Origin of the sequence: Verrucomicrobium sp. BvORR034 (genome assembly GCF_000739635.1) — a bacterium.
In the GTDB taxonomy this organism is placed as follows: domain Bacteria; phylum Verrucomicrobiota; class Verrucomicrobiia; order Verrucomicrobiales; family Verrucomicrobiaceae; genus Verrucomicrobium.
Map to the genome: position 1 here is coordinate 1 of NZ_BATQ01000145.1, position 21,637 is coordinate 21,637.

Below are 21,637 nucleotides of genomic sequence, written 5' to 3' on the forward strand. Positions count from 1 at the left end.
TTAGTTTGGGACTGAGGCTGACTAGCCAGAGCCGGTTCCTTGGCAACCCACCTGGAGGTGCCCGCCTCAGACCGAAGTTGATCCCAGTATGGGATCCGTAGCACAGCCCAAGGTTGGACGAGCCCTAAGCGAGTCAACCTTGGGGACCGACGCGGAGGACGGTCAGGTGGGAAAGCCGGCAGCATCCACTTTCTCCCCACCGCCCTCAACACCTCCAGGTCAATCGGAGGTGATGTCGTGCGCTGCCTGACGTTCCCGGCAAGATGCCGAGAACAGCACGCAAGATGCGTGCGCTCCCCAAGCGCCCCAGAAGCCCACTCCATCACTCCATCACTCCATCACTCCAGCCCCCCGCTCCCGCTCCCTCACCTAAATCAGCTTCTGCATGTAAACCACATCCAGCCACTGGCCAAACTTGAACCCGACCTCCCGGAAATGGCCGCACTGCAAAAAGCCGAACTTGGCATGCAATCCGACACTGGGAGCCTGGCTGGCATCGATGACCGCGATCACCACGTGATGTCCCAGTTGCGCCGCCCGGTCCATCAAGTCTGCCAGCAACACACTCCCCAACCCTCGCCCCTGCCGCTCGTGATGCAGATAGACAGAATTTTCCACCGTATGCCCATACGCTGCCCGGGGGTGAAATTTGTTCAAGGCGCCCCAGCCAATGATCCGGCCCTCTTCCTCCAGCACGGTCACCGGATGACGCGCGCCATGCACCTCAAACCAGGCCTGCCGCTCTTCCAGCGTGGAGGGCTCAGTCTGGTAGGTGCACGTGGAGTGCAGCACGTAGTGGTTGTAGATGTCGTTGATGGCACCGAGGTCTTCACGCCGGGCAAGTCTCAGAGTGGGCATAGGAGGAGGTGGCGGCAGCCTGACGCAGATTCCCCCCTCTGACAAGGAGCAGCATGGGCCGCCCTTGCGCGCCCCCAGCCATGGGGTGTACTAGTGCCTGCCGCATTCCCGTTCATGCCCAGAAAACCCATCATCGCCATCACCATGGGCGACCCCGCCGGCGTCGGTCCGGAGGTCAGCCTGCAACTGCTCGCCAATGAGGAAGTCACCGCCCAGTGCTCTCCGGTTATCTTTGGCAGTGCTGCCATTTTGGAAAGGGTTTCCAAGGCCACGGGATTTCCTCTCCCGCCCAGATTGATCCCGAGGGATGCGTGGTCACAAGCGCACACCACATTGGAGACTCCCGCCATCCTGGACCTCGGCGAAGTGGCCCCTTCCTCGGTGACACCTGGCGTCATCGGCGCTCACACTGGAACTGCCGCCTATGCCTATGTGAACCTCGCCATCGATGCCGCCCTGGCTGGTGAAGTGGCCGCCGTGGCCACGGGCCCGCTAAACAAGGAAGCCATGCACATGGCCGGCATCCACTTTCCCGGGCACACGGAAATCTTCGCCTCCCGCACCGCGTCCGACCGGTGGTGCATGATGCAGTACTCCGAGGAAATAACCTGCACCTTCGTCACCGTGCACTGCGGTTATGCGGAGGTGCCCGCGCTGCTCACCCAGAAGCGAATCTTGGAGGTGATTGAACTCACTGCCGAAGCGCTGCAAAAGATTCGGGGTCGCGCCCCGAAGATCGTGGTCTGCGGCCTTAATCCTCATGCCGGTGAACACGGACTCTTTGGCAACCGCGAGGAAGAACGGATCATCATTCCCGCCATTGAGGCCGCCCGCGCCCAAGGACTGGACGTCGAAGGACCGTTGCCTCCTGATACCGCCTTCCTGCCCTGGAAACGCCGCAGCACCGACGCCTTCGTCTGCATGTATCACGATCAGGGCCACATTCCGGTTAAGGCACTGGCCTTCGACAACGCCGTGAACACCACCCTGGGCCTGCCCGTCATCCGCACCAGCGTGGACCACGGCACCGCGCTGGACATCGCCTGGCAGGGCAAGGCCAACCCGGGCAGCATGAGTCACGCGGTGAAGCTGGCGGTGAAATTGAGCGGCCAAAGAGTGACACAAGGCTCGACGCCAGGCCGGGCAGAGTGATCGCAGACCTCATCACGGTCAATCGCCCAACGCGCGACATCCCTCCGCTCCCACAGCCGGTTGGCACAACCGGACTACGCCGCAGTGGCAGCAGCAAGTAGTTCGGCTGTCCTCAGCCGTTCAGTACGCGCCCGTTCCAGATGCGAGCGCTGCCCAACCCCTCCCACCAGTGAATTCTCAACTTCGAGAAAATGCCGTCAGGATCCCTCCAAAATGCCCCCTTCCATAACACCATCAACACCCTTTTGGACACTTCACTATGAAGAAGAGGGGGGTTTATTTGATGTAACTAGGAAATAGGGTGTTGATGGTGTTATGGAGTGATTCTCATTTCTCATATTTAAGATCTCTTGAGCGGAAGATGATCCGCTCCCGGTAGAAACCCCCGGACTTTCTTCTCAGGAGGCACGCAGCAGCCATCACCAGCAGTAGCATCTGGGCTTCGCTCGGGGACGGCTGAGGTGGCAACCCGCCAGCCCCCGCCGTTGTGAAAACGGTCACTTGCAACTGCGGAACTCGGGGCTACGGCCCAAAAATCGGCGGTGCCAGATGCGCCCACGGCTGCAACGAGCCGTACCGGGCAATTTCCTTCCCAAATGCCGTGCTCATGTATTTCTCATTGGGGATGATGCTGACACGCCCCAGATCCAGGCGGTCCGCGTCCCAGCAGGTCGCGATCGTGGGATCCGCATGATGCAATCCCGTAGTATGCCATTCACAGGCATACTCCAGCTTCTCAAAGGCCTCGTCCGAAAGCTCAAACGCAGAACCCCACAGACTGCGAACGTACACCGCCGCCCGGGGGCCGTGCTCCAGATCAAATCCATCATCCACCCGCTGGGAATCGTGGAACAATGCAAACAGCCGCACGACATCGACATCTGCCCCGGTCTGGGTGGTAAGAATCAGCGCATTTCGCTCCACGCGTCGCCAATGATCCGGCCCATGCACCGACATCCATTTGGGCGCGCATTCTGCAGTCACCCGCTTCCACAGGGCATCAAAGGGCACGACGGAACTCATGCAACAACATGCCCATTTCCGACAAGTCTGCCGGAAAAAAATCAGGCCTCACGCCGAGGCGGACGACGCCGTCCGGTCGGACCGGTGCCACCGCTCTTGCCACCACGACCACCGCTGTCAGCGTCGCGGCCACCCCTGGGATTGCTGCCACTTCTAGGGCCGCTTTCACTCTTGGGACCCCTGGAACCTTTGGAACCGCTGTCGCGATCGCGACCACGGATACTCCCGCCACGAGGGCCACGGGCAGCGCCTTCGCCACCACTTTGGCCGCGCTCGCCGCCGAAGCTGCTACTCGCACCCGACCCAGAGGCTGGGCTCGAGCCGCCAGTCCGCTTCCGCGCACCGGTCTTTCGGCTGCTGCGCTTGGCTTCCTTCTGACGGTGAATCTCCAGGCTTTTGCGAACGGATGCCGTTTTCGGCTTGCTCATCTTCGGCCGGTCTTTGGCCAGCGGATTGAGGAGCATCTTGTCCACATCCTTGTCACTCAGTTCCTTCCAGTTGCCTTCGAGGATGCCTTTGATGGCAAGGTTGCCGATGCGCACTCGCACGAGACGCTTCACCTCGTAGCCGAGGAAATAGAGCATCATGCGGATCTGGCGCTTCAGCCCTTGCTTCAGCACCATGCCTATCTTGTAGTCGCCGATCATCCAGGCGCGTTCTGCCTTGGCATAACCGTCTTCGGTGTGAAATCCCTTGGTGAGCCGGGTCAGGTTCTCAGGGTCGAAGCGGGTCTCAAGGATCACTTCGTACTCCTTCTCCACGCCCTGGCTGGGGTGCAGAAGCCGCTGGGATACTTCCCCGCGGTTGGTCATGAGCAGGAGGCCTTCGCTCTCCTTGTCCAGACGCCCTACGTGATGCAGGGTGTGAAACTTCTCTGGAAGAAGGCTGTAAATCGTGTCCCGGTCTCGTTCGTCCCGGCGGCTGCACACCAGACCTCTGGGCTTGTGCAGAACAATCACGACCCCTTTGTGAGGGCGGACCTTGTTTCCATCCACCACGACGTCATCGGAGTCCGTGACCGTGGTGGACAAATTGGTGCAGATCTTCCCGTTCAGGATGACTCTGCCATCGCGAACCAACTGCTCGCAGCCTCGACGCGAACCAAGACCGCAGGAACTGAGATAGCGATTAAGACGCACTCGGCGGGATTAAGCTTCCGGCTTGGTCTTGGGCAAGTTGTAAAGGCTGCGACCTTCATTCCACTGGCCACGAGCTTTCATCAGCTTGATGCGTTCGCCGCGCTTAAGGACGCTGCGCTTGGTGCCGACGGAACCACCGGAAGACTTGAGACTACGATGCTGGGACATGGCTGAGTAAAAGGTTTTGCCGTTAAAAAGAGGGTCGGGAGATTAACCCGGTGCGGGGCAGGCGCAAGGCATTTGTGATCCGAATACTGGTTTTCTTTCACGGATCCCGGGAATCCAAAAAGAACTGCCCGGCTCCGTTTCCGGGTGCCGGGCAGTCAAAAAAATACCTGGAGTCCTTCAGAGACTACTTGGCAGGAGCAGCCTTCCAGGCTCCGAAATCAGCACCCTGGTCGATCCACTTTTTCAGCAGTTCTTTCTCAGCGTCGGTCAGGGGATCCGCCTTGCCTTCCGGGGGCATGGCCATTTCATCGCTCGAGGGAAGGGTCGTCAGTTTGTAGAGCTCGCTTTCAGCGGCCTTGCCTGCGACCAGAGTCTTCTCGCCGGACTCCTTGCCGCCCTTCTTCAGGCCTTCCACCGTGTCCATCACCAGACCACCCTTGGGCTTCTTCAGCTTGCCCGTGGCATCCGTGTGCTCGGTTTCATGGCACTTCAGGCACTTCGTCTTGAAGATCGGGAAGATCTCCTTCTCGAAGTCCACCTTCCCACCGGCGGGGGCGGCAGGAGTCTGGGCAAGCAGGGCGAGCCCGCCAAAAGCACTGGCGGCGAACAAGATAATGGCTGGTTTCTTCATGGAAAATCAAGTGTTCCCCGAAATTCATCACGCAGTACCAACCCGGTCAAGCAAAAGAGGGCTACTCAACAACAATCCCGGACAAATTCATGAAGCCCCGGCATCCCCTGTGTTTCCGCTTGTGCAGGGTGGAACCATCCGCTCAGAGGGAAATCCACAACAACGTCGCCCGCGCACTGGTGCACTTGAATTGCCGTTGCTTGTCCCCAAGGCAGGCCGGCACCAGGAAGAAATCCCCAGCCCTCATGCTCATCCCTTTGCGCCAGGAGATCTCGCCCTCCACCACGGCCCCGATCTTGAAACGAGATTGGCGGGCCACGGAGCGCCCTTCGAACTTGGTCATCTCCCACCGGTCGATCTTAAAGTAGGGCCAGTCCAGCAGGCGGCCCCCTTGAGGTTTCAGCAAGGTGGGAGGCTCGGCATCGAAGTGCAGCACTTTCATCGCCTCCTCCTGATGCAAGGCTCGAGGCTTGCCATCCAGGCCTACGCGATTCCAGTCAAACACCCGGTAGGTCGTGTCGCTGTTCTGCTGGATCTCAAAAATCACGACCCCGGCGCCGATGGCGTGCAGTGTACCGCCGGGCACCGCCAGGCAGTCTCCGGGTGCGACCTTTAAGGACTCTGCGTGCTCGGCGACGGAACCGTCCACCATGGCCTGACGGAATGTCTCCGGCGTGGTGCCCGGGCGCAACCCAGCGTACAGCTTGGCCTCCGGCTCGGCACAGGTCACGTACCACGCTTCGCTCTTGGCTTCGCCCCCAACCCCGGTGGCGGAAACATCATCAGGGTGCACCTGCATGGAGAGATCCTCCTGGGCGTCCAGGATCTTGATCAGGAGAGGGAACCGTGGCGCGGGATGCCCAGCGTAGGCAAAACCGAACACCTCATTGCGGGCCTGCGTCCAGAGATCGTGCAGGCTCCAGCCCTGCAGTGGCCCTGCAGACACCACGCTTTGAGCCTCCGCCCGGTCACAGATCTCCCAGCTTTCGCCATACGGCGTGCTATCGGCGGGCAACTTGCGCCCATACAGCCGCTCCAGATTCCGACCGCCCCAAACCCGCTCTTGGTAAATCGGTGCAAACTGAAGCACTGAAAGTTCATGGGACGCGATCATCAGATACGGTTAACGGGGTCTGCGGGAGGGGTCAACCCACTTCCCCCGTCTCATTTTGCCAAGCATCCACCATCTAGTTTCAACTCGTTTCAGCTCCCCCCTTGAATAACTCCGAAAATTCCACTAAGGTTGATCGTTTAGAATTCAGCGCTAATTTTCACCGGAACCGCTGCTTTCCTGGTCCCCTGCCCCGCCCATGTCCGCCCGCACCCCTCAGCGCCAGACCCGCAGCCGATCCACTGAGCCGCCCGCTGAGAGCCCCACATGGCATGTGACGGTGGGTTTTCTCTTCATCGTCGCGGCGCTTTTCTACTTCCTGGCGTTGGTCTCCTACGATCCCGCTGATCTCCCGACCTGGTGCCACCTGGCACTGAGTGACACTGCCACACCGATGGCGCACAACCTCATCGGCCGCCTGGGGGCGGTGATGGCGGGCTACACCTTTTGGATGTTTGGTGGTGCCAACTACATCATCCCCGCCTGCCTCACTTGGTTTGGCGTCTGCAAGCTGGCCTCCCATACCAAGATCACCCTCCGGTCCTGGGTGGGCTTCTGCCTCATGATCGTCTGTGGAGCGGGCATCCTGTACCTCCAGAACTTCTGGGAGTGGGACAATCACCGCGTCACGCCCTACGGCGCGGGCGGCGGGCTCGGCCACGTGGTAGCGGGCATTCTGCTGCTCGGCATTTTGGGCGAAGTGGGCTCCCTGCTCGTGATGGGGGTGATTTACCTTGTGGGGATGATCTTTGTCACCGGGATGCACCCCGTGCAGGTCCTGGTACAGGGCAAGGACATGGCGGGTCGTGCGTTCGTGAACTGGTGGACCGAGCGCCAGCGCCGTCGCCTGGAGGCGGAGGAAGAAGCCATCCTGCCCCTCAGCGCACCACCGCCTGCCAAGACCAGAGGGCGCAAGAAAGCTGCCGCCGCTGCGATGCTGGACGACGAGGAAGAGACGGAGTTCCCCTCCGGCCCCGCCACACAGCTGGAACTGCCGGAAGTGCATCCTCTGCCGAAGATCATCGACTCCTCTTTCCCGAAAGAGCCCAAAGCCAAGCCGCAGCTCGCTGAGGTGTGGCAGAAGCGGCAGGCTCAGAAGGATGAACGGGCGCTCTTTGCCAAGCCTGCCAGCCTCACGGCCCGCTACAAGGGCTACTCCGTGCCGCCGCTGGACCTGCTGCAGTGGCCGGAAGTGAAGGCTCGCACCCCTGCGGACGAGGCCATCCTCCGCGAGACCCAGAGCAACATCATCAAGACCCTTTCCACCTTTGGGATCAATGTCACCCCGGGTGACATCACCAAGGGACCTGCCATTACGCGCTATGAGGTGTATCCCAGCGAAGGCCTGCGCGTCAGCCGCATCGCCAACCTGGAGGCCGACATCGCCCGGGCCACGAAGGCGGAACGGCTCAACATCCTGGCCCCCATCCCTGGCAAGGACACCGTGGGCATCGAGCTCCCCAACCGCGACAAGATCGTGGTGCCCATCCGCGAACTGCTGGAGGACGATGAGTTCCAGAAGGGCAAGGCCAAGCTCCCGCTCGCACTGGGCAAGGACGTGTACGGCAAGGCCATCATCGCCGATCTGGCGACCATGCCGCACCTCCTCGTCGCCGGGGCCACCGGTTCAGGGAAGTCCGTCTGCATCAACAGCATCATCACCAGCCTCCTCTGCCGGTTCGCGCCGGATGAGCTCCGGTTCATCATGATCGACCCGAAGGTCGTGGAAATGCAGGGCTACAAAGACCTGCCCCACCTCGCCCTGCCCGTGGTGACCGATCCCAAGCAGGCCCTCCTCGCCCTGCGCTGGGTGGTGAACGAGATGGAAAAGCGGTACCAGATCTTCGCCCAGGAAGGATGCCGCAACTTCGAGACCTTCAACAATCGCAAGTCCTCTCCCCGCATCACTTCACGCGTCGGCGCCGGTAACAAGGCCAAAGCGGTGCCCGTTCCCGCTGCCGCCCCTGTCCTGCCGGACGACTACGATCCCATGGAGGAGGAGCCGGATTTTCGCACCGACACCACGGACGCCTCCGTATGGGCGGGCAGCTCCGAGCCGCCCAAGCGCAAGGAGCCTGAGCTCGAGATCCCGGACTCCATGCCCTACATCGTGGTGATTGTGGACGAGCTGGCGGACCTCATGCAGACGGCCCCCGCCGATATTGAGGTGGCCATCGCCCGTATCGCCCAGAAGGCCCGCGCGGCCGGCATTCACCTCATTCTGGCCACCCAGACGCCCCGCGCTGATGTGGTCACCGGCATCATCAAGGCCAACGTTCCCTCCCGAATTGCCTTCCAGGTGGCTTCGGCGCTCGACAGCCGCGTCATTCTGGACCGCAAAGGGGCCGACCGCCTCGTGGGCAAAGGGGATATGCTCTACCTCCCGCCCGGCACCAGCCAGCTCATCCGTGCCCAGGGCACCATGGTGACCGACGACGAGCTGCACGACCTCGTGGATCACGCCTGCGCCCAGGGCAAACCGGTCTTCGAGGCCACCCTGGCAGACAGCTTTGACGAAATGGACGGCGAAGGCGGGGAGGAAGTCACCCCTGAGGATGAGGCCATTCTCGAGAAGGTGCTGGATGTCATCAGCACTGAGAAGAAGGCCTCCACCAGCCTCATTCAGCGTCGTTTGCGCCTCGGCTACACCCGGGCCGCCCGCATGATGGATATTTTGGAGGAGCGTGGGATCATTGGACCAGGAGAAGGGGCCAAGCCCCGCGAAATTCTTGTGGAACTCTGACCGCCAATCGCGCCTCGTCGAGCGTAACAAAAGGGAACCTCCACCTCCCATGTCTCCCACTCTCGGTCAGCAGCTTCGCAGGGCGCGGGAACTCCAATACCTCACGTTGGCCGATCTGGCCCATGAGACCCGCATCCCGGCATCCCGTCTCAGGGATCTGGAAAACGACGAGTACACGACCTTTGGCGGCGTCGCGTACGTCAGAATGTTTCTAAAGGCCTACGCGGCCCGTCTGGAGGTCGATGCTGGCGAGGCATTGGCCCGGCTGGCACCTCCGCGGCCCCCAGAACCCAAGTCGGGCCTCCCCTGGTTACGGCGGACTCCGGAGTGGGTGTTACCCTCCGCCTTTGCGCGTCGCCGCACCTCCACCCCGGGCCGCCTCCCCGGCAAGGCCATTGTGGCGAGAGACCCCTTGGGGCGCGAACTCAAGGCCATGGCCATCGCCTGCGCCATCACACTCCTTTTAGGTGCTTCCTATTTGGTCGCCCAAGCCTTCCAGCAGAATCGGGAAGCGCCCCCTCCTGCCCCCGCAACGGCTGACACCCTCGATCTGTCCGCTTCCAGCCACCCCAAGGCGGGTGAGATTCGCCGGGCGATCACGCAGGCCCCCCAAGTGCCGCCACCGTCAGTGAGCCCCCCAAAGGCAATCCCCGTGGGCCCTGACCCACCGGTGGTAAAAGCCGAACTGGTCAAGTAGCGCAAGAGGCTTATATATTAGTGGATGCGGGGCAGATTGGCTCCGCCTCAAACGCCATGTCATCCCCCACCGCAACGCGACATCTCTGGCCCTGGCTCTGGACGCTCCTGAGCGTGGCAGGGTTCACTGCACTTCTGATCTACAGTCCCTCCGCACGCGAAGTCACTCGCGATGCGGTGGCGATGCTGTTCTCGATCTTCGCCACGCCCTTCATCCTGGAGACCACCGTGGCGATCATCGGCCTGGTCATTGTGATGACCTATAATCAATGGCGGCTGAACAAAGAGGGCGACGGCTGGGTGTACATGGTCACCAACGAGGACGAAGCGGGTACCGCCACCGCTCAGAAGGGGCAGCTCCCCAAGGCCATTACCCAGCGACTTCAAGGGGTGATCCTCAAGGACAAGCCTGAGCCCCTGGATGAAAGCCAGGCCATCGCCGGTGTCATCGAAGGCTATCTCGAGCTGGGAATGCCCTCCCAGGCCCTGGACGAACTGCACCGCACCCCCGAACTGCCTGACACCGCGGCTTCCGCCATGCTGCGTTTTCGGGTTCTGGGAGCCAACCTTGCCACCGAGCCCGCTCTCTCCCTCCTGAGAGACGCTTCGGAACGATTCCCACAGTCACGTCCTGAGCTCGTCATCGCCGCCCAAGACATCGCCCGCTGGATTGAGAAACACATGCAAAGCCAGATGAAAGCCTACAACGCCTGGCGCAACGAGGCAGATGTGATCGCACGGCTGACGGTGCCACGGCGTACGGCGTAGACAACTTTGGGGCAGGCCCGCTGGCGAGGTGAGTAACCCCAGTCAGATCTAGAGCCAGGATAATCTTGCATTCCGTTTTGATGGATGCAGGTGGGACGCTCGGGACGCGTCCCTACGATCACACGTTCACTGACATTCCCGGCAAGATGCCGAGAACAGCACGCAGGATGCGTGCGCTCCCCAAACTACCCGGAGCTGTCCCCCGGCATTTTATCCCCGCAGGGGATATCTAACACAGCCCAAGGTTGTCGAGCTTCGAGCGAGGCTACCTTGGGAAGACATTTTGATGGAACATCAGGTGTGGAGGCCAATGCCATCCGCATCCTCCCCAGCACCATCAACGCCTCCATGACCCACTATGGAGGCATTCCCGGATCGGCATCCCTTCCCCAGCACCCCCACCACTCCCCCGCCCAAAAAGAAAGGCTTGAGCCAAGGTCATTTTTTCAAGAGGATAGCAGAAAAATCAACGGTGACCTCGCCATGCCTCTCCGGATTCCACTTTACCCTGTACTCACTCTTTCCCTGGCAGTCATTTCCGCGACTTGGGGAGGTTTAACTCCAAAGGCCCTCGCCCAATCCCCCACAGGCCCGCTTAACCAGGAGCAAATCAACGCTCTCCCCAAACGGTTGTCGCTACTGAGTGACGTGGAATTCGCTCAGTGGGTTGTGGGAACCGAGTGGGAGTACGAAGCCGAAGGCAAGGTCAAGACGCACTGGTTTGTGACCGCCACCAGTCAGATCTGGACAGAAGAGAAGGGCACCGCGAAACAGAAGTGTCTAGGCTACACTACCACTAAGGGCAACATCCTATCGTACCGTGATGCGGCCGGGCGAAAGTTCCCTCGTATGATTACGGTCAACGAGGACCTCCAGACAGCTACGTTGGAAAGTGGGGGCGAAAAGTTCCCCATGCGACTGATAGGGCGCCGTTTCCCGAGGCCCCTGGAAACACGCATGACGCGGCCCGAGTTCGAGGAATGGATGAAGGCCCGCACGTTGCGAAGCGACAACAAGGTCTGGTTTGGCGAAGATGGGTATCTGCGCTGGAATTCTGACAAAGACAAAGCCAGGTACAGCTTCCCCGGTCCCGGGTTGGTGGAGTGTGAGTGGAACAATCCCTGGAATCGCAGCCTCGCGATCATTGATCCCAACATGAAGTCTTATCGCTGGTTCTCGGGTTGGGGAACAGACAGCGGCAGAATCGAAGCTCCCAATCTCTCATCCACCATCAACACCTCATCGGTGGCGGGGGCCGGCGCAGTCGGCATCAAAAAACGCCTCTCCTCCGTGGGCGGTCTGCTCGTCGTACCTCTTGGAGACTCCCGCTATGCGGGCAAAATCTCCAAGCTTTCCATCACCGCCCTCAAGATGGAGAAGAACGATCCCTCAAGCATCGGCTTCAACCAGGAAGTGGGAGAGAGCATGGGCAAGGCCTTGCAGGAAGTTTCCAAGTACCACACCCTCCGTCATGACGGCTGGCCCCGTGGCCAGAAGATGGAGATCTTCTTTGAGGACAAGTACTCACCCAAAGATGGGCCTTCCGCCGCGGTGGCCTGCGCCCTGCTGGTGGAATCTCTCATCACCGGTGTGGAGTTGGACCCGGGCTTTAGCGTCACCGGCGACCTTAACGCCGATGGCTCGGTGCAACCCATTGGTGGGGTGATCGCCAAACTCCGTGGAGCGACCAAAGGCGGGCAAAAGATCGCCGCCATTCCGCAGAAGAACCGCACCAGCGCACTGGATCTCGCGGTCGGCGAGGGTGCCGCGCCCTTTGTGGGACTGCAGCTCTTCAGCGTGGACACCTTCAATGAGGCCCTCGCTCTGGCGCGCACCGACCGGGCACCGGCACTGGCCGAGGCCATCACCGCCTTTGCCGCCGTGAGCGAGAGGATCAAGTCCAGTCCCGGACTGCTCAGCACGCCCGCTATTCGCGAAGGGCTGGCTCGAGTGGTGACCGCAGCACCCAATCACGTCTCCGCCCGCCTGCTCCTGGCCATGGCAGAGAGCCGTCTCCCCGGCCAGTTCAGCGCCTCCGGTTCCCTGGAGGCCGTGGATCAAGCGGTGGCCGCCATACGGGAGGCGACAGACACCGATTTGAGCGCCACCAGCTCGCTCGACAGTGGCAAGCTGAGTGTCTCCCGCAACCGCCTGCAGCGCCTGCGCGGCATGGTGGACAACCGGGTACAGCCCTATGTGGATGCCTGGATCACCTGGGCCAGCCTGGCCGACCAGATGATCACCCGGCGCTCCGCACCTCCGCAAGTGATCGAGCAGTTCAAAGCCGCCGGTTCACGCATCAACGCCGAGGCCAAGAAGCTTGAGGGCAACAGCGAGTTCATGGAAGAGGTGTTGCGGTAGGGGCGGCGATCCTTCTACCCAGCATCCCCAAGAGCCGAGACGGCTCTTCTACCTTCCTCTCTCGGACATCGGCCACTCTACAAGAACCGTCCCAGTTCTTGCTCCCGCTCCACCCACCTAACCCAAGAGCAGAGACGGCTCTTCTACAATCAATCCGGGATCTGTTGCTCTTCACGCGATCCACTCCGGAATCACCCTCCCGCCCACATCGGTCAGCCGGAAGTCCCGGCCCTGGAACCGATGCGTGAGCTTCAGGTGATCGAGGCCAAAGAGATGCAGCAACGTGGCGTGGAAGTCATTGATGTGCACCGGATCTTTCGTGATGCTCCAGCCAATCTCATCCGTCTCGCCGTAGGTCTGACCACCTTTGATGCCACCGCCTGCCATGAGCATGGTGAAGGCAAAGGGATGATGATCCCGCCCTGTGACATTGGGATTGCCCCCGCGGTTCTCACCGAGCGGGGTGCGGCCGAACTCGCTGCACCAAATGACCATGGTCGAATCCAGCAGCCCCCGGTCCTTGAGATCTTTGATCAGGGCAGCAATGGGCTGGTCCGCCATGCCTGAGTTGAAGGCCAGCTCCGGGTTCAGATTGGAATGATGGTCCCAGGAAGCGTGCATGATGCTGACAAACCGCACTCCGCGCTCCACCAGACGGCGGGCCACCAGGCAGTTCGAGGCAAAACTGCGATACTGGCCCGGTCCTCCGGCGCGGGAGGCCTTCACGTCCATGTCTTTGCGGTTCACCCCGTACATTTCCAAGGTCTGCGCCGTCTCCCCTTTCAAATCAATCAATTCAGGTGCGGCGCTCTGCATGCGGAATGCCAGCTCATAGGCCGCGATCCGGCTGCGAATTTCAGGATCCTGGAACTGGTCAAACCGCGACTGGTTGAGTTCCATCAGTGCGTCGAGCCCGCGACGTTGCAGCTCGGGGGGCAAGCCCTCGGGATTCTGCAAGTTGAGAACCGGCTCCCCCTGGTTGCGAAAGAGCACCCCAGCATAGTGACTGGGAAGGAAACCGCTCTGCCACAGAGAGGCTCCGCCGCTGGTCCCTCTGCCTGCCGTCAACACCACGTAGCCTGGCAGGTTCCGAGACTCGCTGCCCAGGCCATAGTTTAACCACGAACCCATGGTGGGCAGGCCGAATGTGGCACGCCCGCTGTGCAGCAGCAGCTGGCCCGGATGGTGATTAAACTGGTCGGTGTGCATGGAGCGGACCATGAGCAGGTCATCGGCACAGGTCGCCAGATGAGGCAGGAGGTCACTGAACTCCATGCCGCACTCGCCATATTTGTTGAAGGTGCGGGGACTGCCCAGCAGGCGGGCCGTCTCCTTCTTGATGAAAGCGAACCGCACATTCTTCGTCATGCTGTCTGGCAGCGGCTGGCCATGCAGCTCATTGAGCTTGGGCTTCGGATCAAAGAGATCCATCTGGCTGGGAGCCCCTTCCATGAAGATGCAAATGCAGTTCTTGGCCCGGGCCGGGAAGTGCGGCAGACGCGGGGCCAGCGGATCCAACGCCTCGGCGCCCCCTGCTCCTGAAGAGGCGCTGGCTGGAACCAGCAGGCCCTCCTGCGTGAGCATCGATCCCAGCGCCATCATGCCCAGGCCACTGGCAGTGGTGGTCAAAAACTCCCGGCGGGTCTGGGCAGCAAGGGGGTGCATGACGTTCATCGTGGCGTTTGAGATTGCGGATTACTCGCGGGTGATGAATTCGTCCAGGTTCAGCACGATGCGCGCCGTGGCAGCCCAAGCGGCGAGCTCCCCAGGGGAAATTGATGACACCTCGAACCCGGCAGTGAACTTGGAAGCTTCTTCCGGGTGGGCGCGATACCAGTGGCGGGAATCATCCAGCAGGCCCTGCAGCGACGCCAGCTCACCGCTGCTGCCATGGCGGGAGAGGCTGATGACGAGCAGACGATCCAGCCCCGCGGCATCCCCGACGGGTGACTCCTTCAGCACCCGGGCAGCCAGCCCCTTGGCCGCATCCGCAAAGGTGCCAGCATTGAGTGTCGTGAGCGCCTGCAGCGGGGTGTTGCTCACCGTGCGTTTCACGTTGGTCGTGTTGGCATCCGGACAGTCAAAGGTCGTCAGGTCGGGATGCGGCGCAGTCCGTTTGAAGAAGGTGTACATCCCACGCCGATAGCGATCTTCCCCGCTGCTGGTGGCCCACTTGAAGTTGTTGGCATAGCTCAGCTCCGCGATGTTCGGCGGCAGGGGCGGATAGACGCTGGGACCGCCCACCTTGGCACTCAGCAGTCCGCTGGCGGCCAGATGAAGATCCCGCACAATCTCCGCCTCCACCCGCAGACGGTTCTGGCGATGCAGAAGGCGGTTCAAGGGATCAACTTCCACCAGCTCCGACCGGTGCGCGCTGGACTGACGGTAGGTGGCAGACATCACGATGGTCTTGATGAGGCGCTTGCGGCTCCAGCCTTGCCGCCCCACAAAATCCTGCGCCAGCCAGTCCAGCAGTTCCGGATGAGACGGGCGCTCACCGCGCACCCCGAAGTCGTTGACGGTTCGCACCAGACCCTCGCCAAAAAGGCGCGCCCAGATGTGATTCACCGTCACCCTCGGGGTCAGCGGGTTGTCAGGACTGACGAGCCACTTTGCCAGATCCAGGCGGTCTGGCAGCGTGCCGTTCTGACTCCGCCCAGTCAGGGCAGGCAGCACGGTGAGGCCGCCCGGAGAAACCGTCTCCGCGGGACTGAGGAAATCACCACGGTGCAGGCGATGCGTGGTCCGGGGCTCCTGCGCACGTTGGGCGATGACCCGTACATCCATGAGCGGGGGCTTCGGCAGCCGTCCACGGGCTGCCTCCAGAGCGTCGGCCGCAGCTCGAGTTTCCGGATCGCGCTTTTCCACCCAGTCCAGAAGCGGCTTGATCACCACATCGTTGCGACGGAGCGGCTCTTCATTCAGCACCCGCAAGACGTCTGAGGGCACAACAGACTCCTCCGTCAGCACAGTGCTTCCCAGGAGCCGAAGCCGGCCAATGTTGTGGTTTCCGCTTTTGTAGGCCTGATCGAGACTGACGAACAGCTTCATTCCCGGACCCGGTTTGACCGGCGCCTCAAACTGGACCGTCAGCTGGTGCGCCTTGCCAAACTGGGGCTGCACAGACCATCCCGTCTCGCGGTCCCCATCCACCACGGCTTTGGCAGTGAAGCTCTTTTGCTCAAAATCCGCCACGGCAGAGTGCAATGCCACCGGCACGGCGGAGGCCGCATCCCGCCCCAGGGAAACCTTGAGCTCGCTCAGCACGAAGTTCCCCTTCCCGGCCCGTCCGGGTCCACCGCCTGGCAGGGACTGGTCAGGCAACACCTCCAGCTGCAGGGCCACGAGAGGCTCGCGCCAGGAGTTCACAGTGATTTCATAGACCTCTTGTTTCGATTGCCCGCCACCGGCCAACCAGGAGCCATCCTCCTGGCGGGTGAAGGTGGTCTGCTTCCCTGACGAGCGAATTTCCGCCACCTCCAGGGGTTCATACCGTGCCTTGGCCGGATGCTGCCGGGCAGCAGCCAGCCGCTCCTGCAGCGGTTTTTCCCAGGCTCCGAGCCGGCCGCGCAGATCAGCCCGCGCTTCATCCAGCCGCTTTTGCAGCGCACCCAGCTTGGCGGCGTCTGCGCCATGTTGTTTCTCATACTCCTCCCAGGCACGCTGGGAGGTAGTGACCTGCCGGGTCGCCTCGTCGCCGTTGTTGAAGAAGGCGTAAAGCTGGAAGTACTCCTGATGCGAGATCTGGTCGTACTTGTGCGAATGGCAGCGGGCGCACCCAACACTGAGCCCCAGCCAGACGGAACCTGTCGTCTCGGTTCGATCAAACACAGCCTCGACTCGGAACTGTTCTTGATCGGTGCCGCCTTCGGTGTTCGTCAGCGTCTGCCGGTGAAAGGCGGTGGCCAGCACCTGCTCAGGTCCTGCCGCTGGAAGCAGGTCCCCCGCCAGCTGTTCGATGGTGAAGCGGTCGAACGGCAGATCGTCATTGACTGCCTGGATCACCCAGTCGCGATACCGCCAGGCATCAGGTCGCGGGCGGTCTTTCTCATACCCGTCACTGTCCGCATAGCGGGCCATGTCCAGCCAGTGGCGCCCCCATCGCTCGCCGAAGTGCTGGGAGGCCAGGGCGGCATCCACCATCTTCTCATAGGCATCGGGTGAGGCATCATTGACGAAGATCTCCACCTCCTGAGGGGAGGGCGGCAGGCCCAGAAGGTCAAAATGCACCCGACGAATCAGTGTGGGCCGACTGGCCTCCGGGGAGGGCTGAATACCAGCGCTTTCCAATTTTGCCAGAACGAAGCGGTCAATTTCACCCCGAGGCCACTGAGTGTCCCGCGTTGGCGGCAGCGTGGGGTGAGCCAGGGGGCGGTAGGCCCAGTGCGCAGGCCAGTCGGCCCCTGAGGCGACCCAATCCCGCAGCGTGGCCGTCTGGGCAGCGGTAAGCGGCTTGCGATCCTCGGGCGGCATCCGCTCGTCCATCTTCCGGGTCTCAACGCGGACTATCACCGCACTGGCGGCTGCATCGCCCGGGACAATGCCAGCGTGCCCGCTCTTGAGCACCTTGATGGCATCGACCTTCGTGGTCAGCGCGAGTCCGCCCTTCGCCTTGTCCAGACTGTGGCACTCCAGGCAGTGCTCCGCGAGAATCGGACGCACATCCCGGTCGAAATCAGGTGTCGCTCCGGCTACCCAACCCGTGTGGAGGGGGAAAAACGCCCCCAGTCCCAGCAGGGCGAGGTGGGTCAGGGGTGGGCGGAGGCCGGACATGACACAGTTTTGGGAAACGATCGCGTGGCGCAATCACGCGTACAACGGCCTGAGACGGCGTGTTTTGCATCCGAATGACAATCTCACCGTTTCCCGGCACATTCCGCAGACGGGGAAATAAACTTGACCCAGATGGTAAGATGTGTACAGTCGCTTCCCTTTCCGCGCCAACGCGCGGCCCCGAATGCCCCATAACATTCGATCCCTGCCATGAAAAAGGAAATTCATCCCGAAACTCACGAAACCACGATCACCTGTACTTGTGGAGCGGTCTATCATACGCTCTCCACGGTGAAAAACCTCCGCATCGGTATTTGCGCACAGTGCCACCCGTTCTTCACCGGTGAGCAGCGCTTCGTGGACACCGCTGGCCGCGTTGACAAGTTCGCCCAGCGTTACGGTTCGACCACCGCTACCCGCCGCACCAAGCCCAAGGCTACTGCACCTACGGCCTAGCGACGGCATCTTTGTATTTCAGAAAAACGGTGATCGCGCCCTCGTTGGCGCGTCACCGTTTTTTGTTTCTCGTGCGCTTGTCTCGTTGTTTTCGCAGCTTCGGCTGCCGTAAGTTCTTTTGTCAGCCAGTTGGGTTTCTCCCCGACCACCGGATCCGGATTCGACTTTGACCCCGGCTCAGCCCTCGAATCCCTGTTCTCAGCTCCCAGCTCTTCCCTTTCCCCTTCCTGCCATGGACTATTCCTCGATCATCGAAAAGAAGAAGGACCGCTTCTCTGAGTTGGAAGAGATGATGGGCCACCCCAATTTCTACGACGACAACCGCAAGGCAGGGGATTTTCTTCGGGAGCATCGCTCGCTGGAGGCCCTCCTCAAAGCCTGGACCGAGTACCAGCGCACGGAGCAGCAGATCGCAGACAACCAGGAACTGGCGAAGTCCGGCGACGCAGAGCTGGCTGCCTTGGCCGAGGAAGAACTGCCAACGCTGCAATCCCGTCTGGTGGAACTGGAGAGCGAAGTCCAGCGGCACATCCTGCCTCCTGATCCCCTGGAAGGTCGCGATGTCATCATGGAAATCCGCGCCGGCACCGGTGGGGACGAAGCAGCCATTTTTGCCGGCGACCTCTACCGCATGTACAACCGCTATGCGGAGGAACGCGGCTGGAAGATCGAGTCCATGGAAGCCAGCCCTTCAGACGCAGGCGGTTACAAGGAAGTCGTGTTCAAGGTCAGTGGCGAGGACGTCTTCCGCACCTTGAAGTATGAGAGCGGCGTGCACCGCGTGCAGCGCGTGCCCGCCACCGAGGCTCAGGGCCGCATTCACACCTCTGCCGCCACGGTGGCCGTGCTGCCAGAGGCCGAGGAAGTGGACCTGCAACTCAAGCCAGACGAGCTCCGCATTGAAGTCTGCCGCGCCAGCGGTCACGGCGGCCAGGGGGTGAACACCACTGACTCCGCCGTGCAGGTGATGCACCTTCCCACCGGCATGATCGTCCGCTGTCAGGACGGCCGCAGCCAGCTCAAGAACAAGGAAAAGGCGATCACCATCATGCGGTCCCGCCTGCTGGAAAAGAAGCAGCTGGAAGAGGCCGCCAAGTACTCCGCCCACCGCAAAGCCCTCATTGGCGGCGGCGGTCGCGAAGAGAAGATCCGCACCTACAACTACCCGCAGAACCGCATCACCGATCACCGGATCGATGTGACGCTCTACAATCTGGACATGTTCGTGGAAGGTCGCATCGGCGACTTGGTGGACAAGCTCCAGGCCAGCGAGATCCTCGATCGGCTTGCCGAGGCGGGGTTGGCGTAAGCCAGTAGATCTGGGGCTACCGCCCCTTCAATGCTCCGGCGCAGCACCCAGGCTTTAGCTGACGCTTTCATCCGTGTCCGCAGGATGAGTGATCACGTGCTTTTGCAGGTCACGCAGGCTGCATAGCCCCATGAAATCCGCCCCTCGCATCGGGCGAGCCCCTTCGATGCGCGTCGCCCCAAAACGGCGGCGGTCAGAATCAAACACGGCATTCACAAACTCGCGACTCCCCACCGCCGCACCTGCGGTGAAGTAGCGCACCCGGCAGCGCAGCATCTCCTGCAGCGTGAGTTTCCCGCCTTGGGCATGCACTTTGGTCACTTCGTCATTGTGGAGGCCCGCTTTCTTTGCCCCTGCTTCCTTGCGAAGCTGAATGCTGAGATCATCACCTGCATTTCCTGCGACATAGAGCATCTGCCGGTAAAAGGCCAAAGCCTCCGCAGGCCGCAATTCGCGCTGGGCCAGGCAGTTCGCCACGATCGACAGCCCCCGCTCTGCCCTCCCTACGCCTGCCACCGCCGCGCCGTATCCACTCCATGGGTAGTCCTTGGGGTCCTTCACCAAACGCGCCCGCACGGGATTCAGGTCAATGTAAGCCGCCATGATGCCCAGTGCCGCAGGCCCTCCCTCCACCATGGTGCTCTTGTATCGGTCCTCCCACAGGGTCCCCCGGCGCTCATGGTGCTTGTTGAACCACTGTGTGAAGCGCTGCTTCAGCGTCTTCATGAACTGGCTCACATCCCACATGCGGGAAAACCAGCCCTGGATCACCTCCGTCGCCGCGATATCAGCCCCCACCTGACGAAACTGACGGATTTGCTCCGCGACCACCCCTGCCATCGCCTCGCCGAAGCACCTCTTGATGTGCTCGATCAGCCACTCCTCCGACGGCATCACCTGCGGACGCTGCGGTACCTCCAGCAAGATATGAAAGTGGTTCGACATGACGCAGAACGTCACCACCCGCACCTGGCAGAACCGCTCATAAAAGCGCATCAACTCGACGAACCTACGCTTTTCCTCCTTCTCGAACACGAACCGGCGATCCACCACCCTCGACACACAGTGGTAGTAAGCCACCGGCCATTCCTTCGGAGCCTTCAAACGAGATTGCCGCATACCACATAAAGGGACAGACACTTTATTGATGCAAATGCAATTTTAATTGTTCGTGCGAACAGTATTCTTTCGCATGGGACCGGACCTGATTCTTGATCTGGACAGCTTCTTTGCCTCGGTGGAGCAGCAGCTCGATCCACGCCTGCGGGGAAGGCCGGTGGGAGTGGTGCCGGTCAAGTCGGAGTCCACGTCTTGCATTGCCGCGAGCAAGGAGGCCCGCCGGTTTGGGGTGAAGACGGGCACACGCGTGCGGGATGCCCGGCAGTTGTGCCCGGACATCGTCTTTGTGGAATCCCGGCCCCGCCTCTACACCGAGTATCACCAGCGATTCGTCACCGCCCTGGAGTCTCGCATCCAGGTGGCGGAGGTCATGTCCATCGATGAGGCCTGGTGCCTCCTGCCCAAGTCTGTGACCAATCGCACGCTGGCCGAATCCTTTGCGCGCTCGCTCAAGGCCACGCTCACCAGCCAGGTGGGCGACTGGCTCACCTACTCGATCGGCATCGCTCCGAATCGCTTCCTGGCAAAGCTCGCCTCGGATATGGGCAAGCCGGATGGCCTCTTCATGATCGAGCAGGCGGATCTCCCCCACTGTCTGCACAAGCTAAAGCTCCGGGACTTCTGTGGCATCGGCCAGAAAATGGAAACCCGCCTGATCTCCCACGGCATCCGTACCGTGGCGCAGCTGACCTCCGCGACTCGCGAGACCCTTCATCACGTCTGGGGCGGCATTGGCGGAGTCCACCTCTGGCACTGGCTGCGCGGCGAGGTGACCGAACTCCCGCCCACCCAACGCCGCGTCATCGGCCATTCCCACGTTCTTCCCACGCGGCTGCGGAACGATCTTGGCACGCACGCCGTGGGCTGCCGCCTTCTTCAGAAAGCGGCGATGCGCCTAAGGAAAATGGACCACTTCACCTGCCGCCTGGAACTCTTTATCAAATACACCAACAGCCCCACCTGGTCCTCCGACATCTCCTTTTGTGATACGCAGGACACTTTCCGCCTGTTGGAAGCTTTCGAAGTGCTCTGGGATCGACGTCCTCGTCGGCCGGGCTTGGAGCCGAAGGCCACCGGCGTCAATCTCTCCGGCCTTGCCCCGGCCACCAAGGTCACTCCGAGCCTGCTGGACTTTGACAAACGGCAGCAGCAACTCTGCGGCCTGATGGATGCCATCAACAAACGCTACGGCCAGAACACCGTGTGCTTTGGCGGCGCTCTGGGAGCCTTGGAGTACACCCCCATGCGAATCGCCTTCACGCGCATCCCTGATCCTGAAACCGAAAGCTGACGCCGCATCGGGCTTGCGCTTTGCTGGGGCTGCCGTTAC

General features: G+C 61.4%; 17 protein-coding genes. 8 read left to right on the plus strand and 9 right to left on the minus strand.

The window, feature by feature from the left end; genetic code table 11:
- Positions 1–369: 369 nt before the first annotated feature.
- The gene (locus BV034_RS25490) at positions 370–858 is read right to left on the minus strand and encodes a GNAT family N-acetyltransferase (RefSeq protein ID WP_050029781.1); all 489 of its coding nucleotides are present in this window, start codon (positions 856–858) and stop codon (positions 370–372) included.
- Between the two features lie 114 nt (positions 859–972).
- Between BV034_RS25490 and pdxA the strand changes: the two genes are divergently transcribed.
- On the plus strand, positions 973–2,010 hold the full coding sequence (gene pdxA / locus BV034_RS25495; RefSeq protein WP_050029782.1) for a 4-hydroxythreonine-4-phosphate dehydrogenase PdxA: 1,038 nt from the start codon (positions 973–975) through the stop codon (positions 2,008–2,010).
- Positions 2,011–2,532: 522 nt separating this feature from the next.
- Here the strand turns inward: pdxA and BV034_RS25500 are convergent.
- The 5 genes from BV034_RS25500 to BV034_RS25515 all read right to left on the minus strand — a co-directional run bounded on the left by BV034_RS25500 (position 2,533) and on the right by BV034_RS25515 (position 6,085).
- Complete coding sequence (locus tag BV034_RS25500) at positions 2,533–3,033, minus strand: hypothetical protein (RefSeq protein ID WP_050029783.1); 501 nt, start codon at positions 3,031–3,033, stop codon at positions 2,533–2,535.
- 41 nt (positions 3,034–3,074) lie between these two features.
- Complete coding sequence (locus BV034_RS25505) at positions 3,075–4,172, minus strand: pseudouridine synthase (protein ID WP_081888108.1); 1,098 nt, start codon at positions 4,170–4,172, stop codon at positions 3,075–3,077.
- A 9-nt stretch (positions 4,173–4,181) separates the two neighbouring features.
- Positions 4,182–4,340, minus strand: coding sequence for a small basic protein (locus BV034_RS35190; RefSeq protein ID WP_009960041.1), 159 nt, complete (start codon positions 4,338–4,340; stop codon positions 4,182–4,184).
- 184 nt (positions 4,341–4,524) lie between these two features.
- Entirely contained in the window at positions 4,525–4,971 is a 447-nt protein-coding gene (locus BV034_RS25510; RefSeq protein WP_050029785.1) for a c-type cytochrome domain-containing protein, read from the minus strand.
- Positions 4,972–5,113: 142 nt separating this feature from the next.
- Complete coding sequence (locus tag BV034_RS25515; RefSeq protein ID WP_050029786.1) at positions 5,114–6,085, minus strand: type I phosphomannose isomerase catalytic subunit; 972 nt, start codon at positions 6,083–6,085, stop codon at positions 5,114–5,116.
- Between the two features lie 196 nt (positions 6,086–6,281).
- On the opposite strand from BV034_RS25515, the gene BV034_RS25520 reads away from it, so the two are divergent.
- From BV034_RS25520 to BV034_RS25535, 4 genes are all read left to right on the plus strand, one after another.
- Positions 6,282–8,825, plus strand: coding sequence for a DNA translocase FtsK (locus BV034_RS25520; protein WP_050029787.1), 2,544 nt, complete (start codon positions 6,282–6,284; stop codon positions 8,823–8,825).
- 49 nt (positions 8,826–8,874) lie between these two features.
- Entirely contained in the window at positions 8,875–9,522 is a 648-nt protein-coding gene (locus tag BV034_RS25525) for a helix-turn-helix domain-containing protein (protein WP_050029788.1), read from the plus strand.
- 56 nt (positions 9,523–9,578) lie between these two features.
- Entirely contained in the window at positions 9,579–10,289 is a 711-nt protein-coding gene (locus BV034_RS25530; RefSeq protein WP_050029789.1) for a hypothetical protein, read from the plus strand.
- Between the two features lie 648 nt (positions 10,290–10,937).
- Positions 10,938–12,650, plus strand: a complete 1,713-nt coding sequence (locus BV034_RS25535; RefSeq protein WP_265593465.1) for a S16 family serine protease — start codon at positions 10,938–10,940, stop codon at positions 12,648–12,650.
- Positions 12,651–12,821: 171 nt separating this feature from the next.
- Here BV034_RS25535 and BV034_RS25540 read toward each other — a convergent pair whose 3' ends face one another.
- Positions 12,822–14,324, minus strand: coding sequence for a DUF1501 domain-containing protein (locus BV034_RS25540; RefSeq protein ID WP_050029791.1), 1,503 nt, complete (start codon positions 14,322–14,324; stop codon positions 12,822–12,824).
- Positions 14,325–14,345: 21 nt separating this feature from the next.
- Positions 14,346–17,423, minus strand: coding sequence for a PSD1 and planctomycete cytochrome C domain-containing protein (locus tag BV034_RS25545; protein WP_050029792.1), 3,078 nt, complete (start codon positions 17,421–17,423; stop codon positions 14,346–14,348).
- A gap of 210 nt (positions 17,424–17,633) precedes the next feature.
- Here BV034_RS25545 and rpmE point away from each other — a divergent pair, with 210 nt between their 5' ends.
- Together rpmE and prfA are read left to right on the plus strand one after the other, a co-directional pair.
- Positions 17,634–17,879, plus strand: a complete 246-nt coding sequence (gene rpmE / locus BV034_RS25550) for a 50S ribosomal protein L31 (protein ID WP_050029793.1) — start codon at positions 17,634–17,636, stop codon at positions 17,877–17,879.
- Positions 17,880–18,111: 232 nt separating this feature from the next.
- The gene (gene prfA / locus BV034_RS25555; RefSeq protein ID WP_050029794.1) at positions 18,112–19,188 is read left to right on the plus strand and encodes a peptide chain release factor 1; all 1,077 of its coding nucleotides are present in this window, start codon (positions 18,112–18,114) and stop codon (positions 19,186–19,188) included.
- Between the two features lie 54 nt (positions 19,189–19,242).
- On the opposite strand, the gene BV034_RS25560 is transcribed toward prfA, so the two are convergent.
- Positions 19,243–20,307 (minus strand): transposase, encoded by a 1,065-nt coding sequence (locus BV034_RS25560; RefSeq protein ID WP_050029795.1) that lies wholly within the window; start codon positions 20,305–20,307, stop codon positions 19,243–19,245.
- Between the two features lie 73 nt (positions 20,308–20,380).
- Here BV034_RS25560 and BV034_RS25565 point away from each other — a divergent pair, with 73 nt between their 5' ends.
- Positions 20,381–21,598 (plus strand): hypothetical protein, encoded by a 1,218-nt coding sequence (locus BV034_RS25565; protein WP_050029796.1) that lies wholly within the window; start codon positions 20,381–20,383, stop codon positions 21,596–21,598.
- The last annotated feature ends 39 nt before the right edge of the window (positions 21,599–21,637 follow it).

Bases quoted from the DNA above. Each gene is read 5' to 3' on its own strand.
- BV034_RS25490 (WP_050029781.1), bottom strand. From the start codon at position 858: ATGCCCACTCTGAGACTTGCCCGGCGTGAAGACCTCGGTGCCATCAAC.
- pdxA (WP_050029782.1), top strand. From the start codon at position 973: ATGCCCAGAAAACCCATCATCGCCATCACCATGGGCGACCCCGCCGGC.
- BV034_RS25500 (WP_050029783.1), bottom strand. From the start codon at position 3,033: ATGAGTTCCGTCGTGCCCTTTGATGCCCTGTGGAAGCGGGTGACTGCA.
- BV034_RS35190 (WP_009960041.1), bottom strand. From the start codon at position 4,340: ATGTCCCAGCATCGTAGTCTCAAGTCTTCCGGTGGTTCCGTCGGCACC.
- BV034_RS25510 (WP_050029785.1), bottom strand. From the start codon at position 4,971: ATGAAGAAACCAGCCATTATCTTGTTCGCCGCCAGTGCTTTTGGCGGG.
- BV034_RS25515 (WP_050029786.1), bottom strand. From the start codon at position 6,085: ATGATCGCGTCCCATGAACTTTCAGTGCTTCAGTTTGCACCGATTTAC.
- BV034_RS25520 (WP_050029787.1), top strand. From the start codon at position 6,282: ATGTCCGCCCGCACCCCTCAGCGCCAGACCCGCAGCCGATCCACTGAG.
- BV034_RS25525 (WP_050029788.1), top strand. From the start codon at position 8,875: ATGTCTCCCACTCTCGGTCAGCAGCTTCGCAGGGCGCGGGAACTCCAA.
- BV034_RS25530 (WP_050029789.1), top strand. From the start codon at position 9,579: ATGTCATCCCCCACCGCAACGCGACATCTCTGGCCCTGGCTCTGGACG.
- BV034_RS25540 (WP_050029791.1), bottom strand. From the start codon at position 14,324: ATGAACGTCATGCACCCCCTTGCTGCCCAGACCCGCCGGGAGTTTTTG.
- BV034_RS25545 (WP_050029792.1), bottom strand. From the start codon at position 17,423: ATGTCCGGCCTCCGCCCACCCCTGACCCACCTCGCCCTGCTGGGACTG.
- rpmE (WP_050029793.1), top strand. From the start codon at position 17,634: ATGAAAAAGGAAATTCATCCCGAAACTCACGAAACCACGATCACCTGT.
- prfA (WP_050029794.1), top strand. From the start codon at position 18,112: ATGGACTATTCCTCGATCATCGAAAAGAAGAAGGACCGCTTCTCTGAG.
- BV034_RS25560 (WP_050029795.1), bottom strand. From the start codon at position 20,307: ATGCGGCAATCTCGTTTGAAGGCTCCGAAGGAATGGCCGGTGGCTTAC.
- BV034_RS25565 (WP_050029796.1), top strand. From the start codon at position 20,381: ATGGGACCGGACCTGATTCTTGATCTGGACAGCTTCTTTGCCTCGGTG.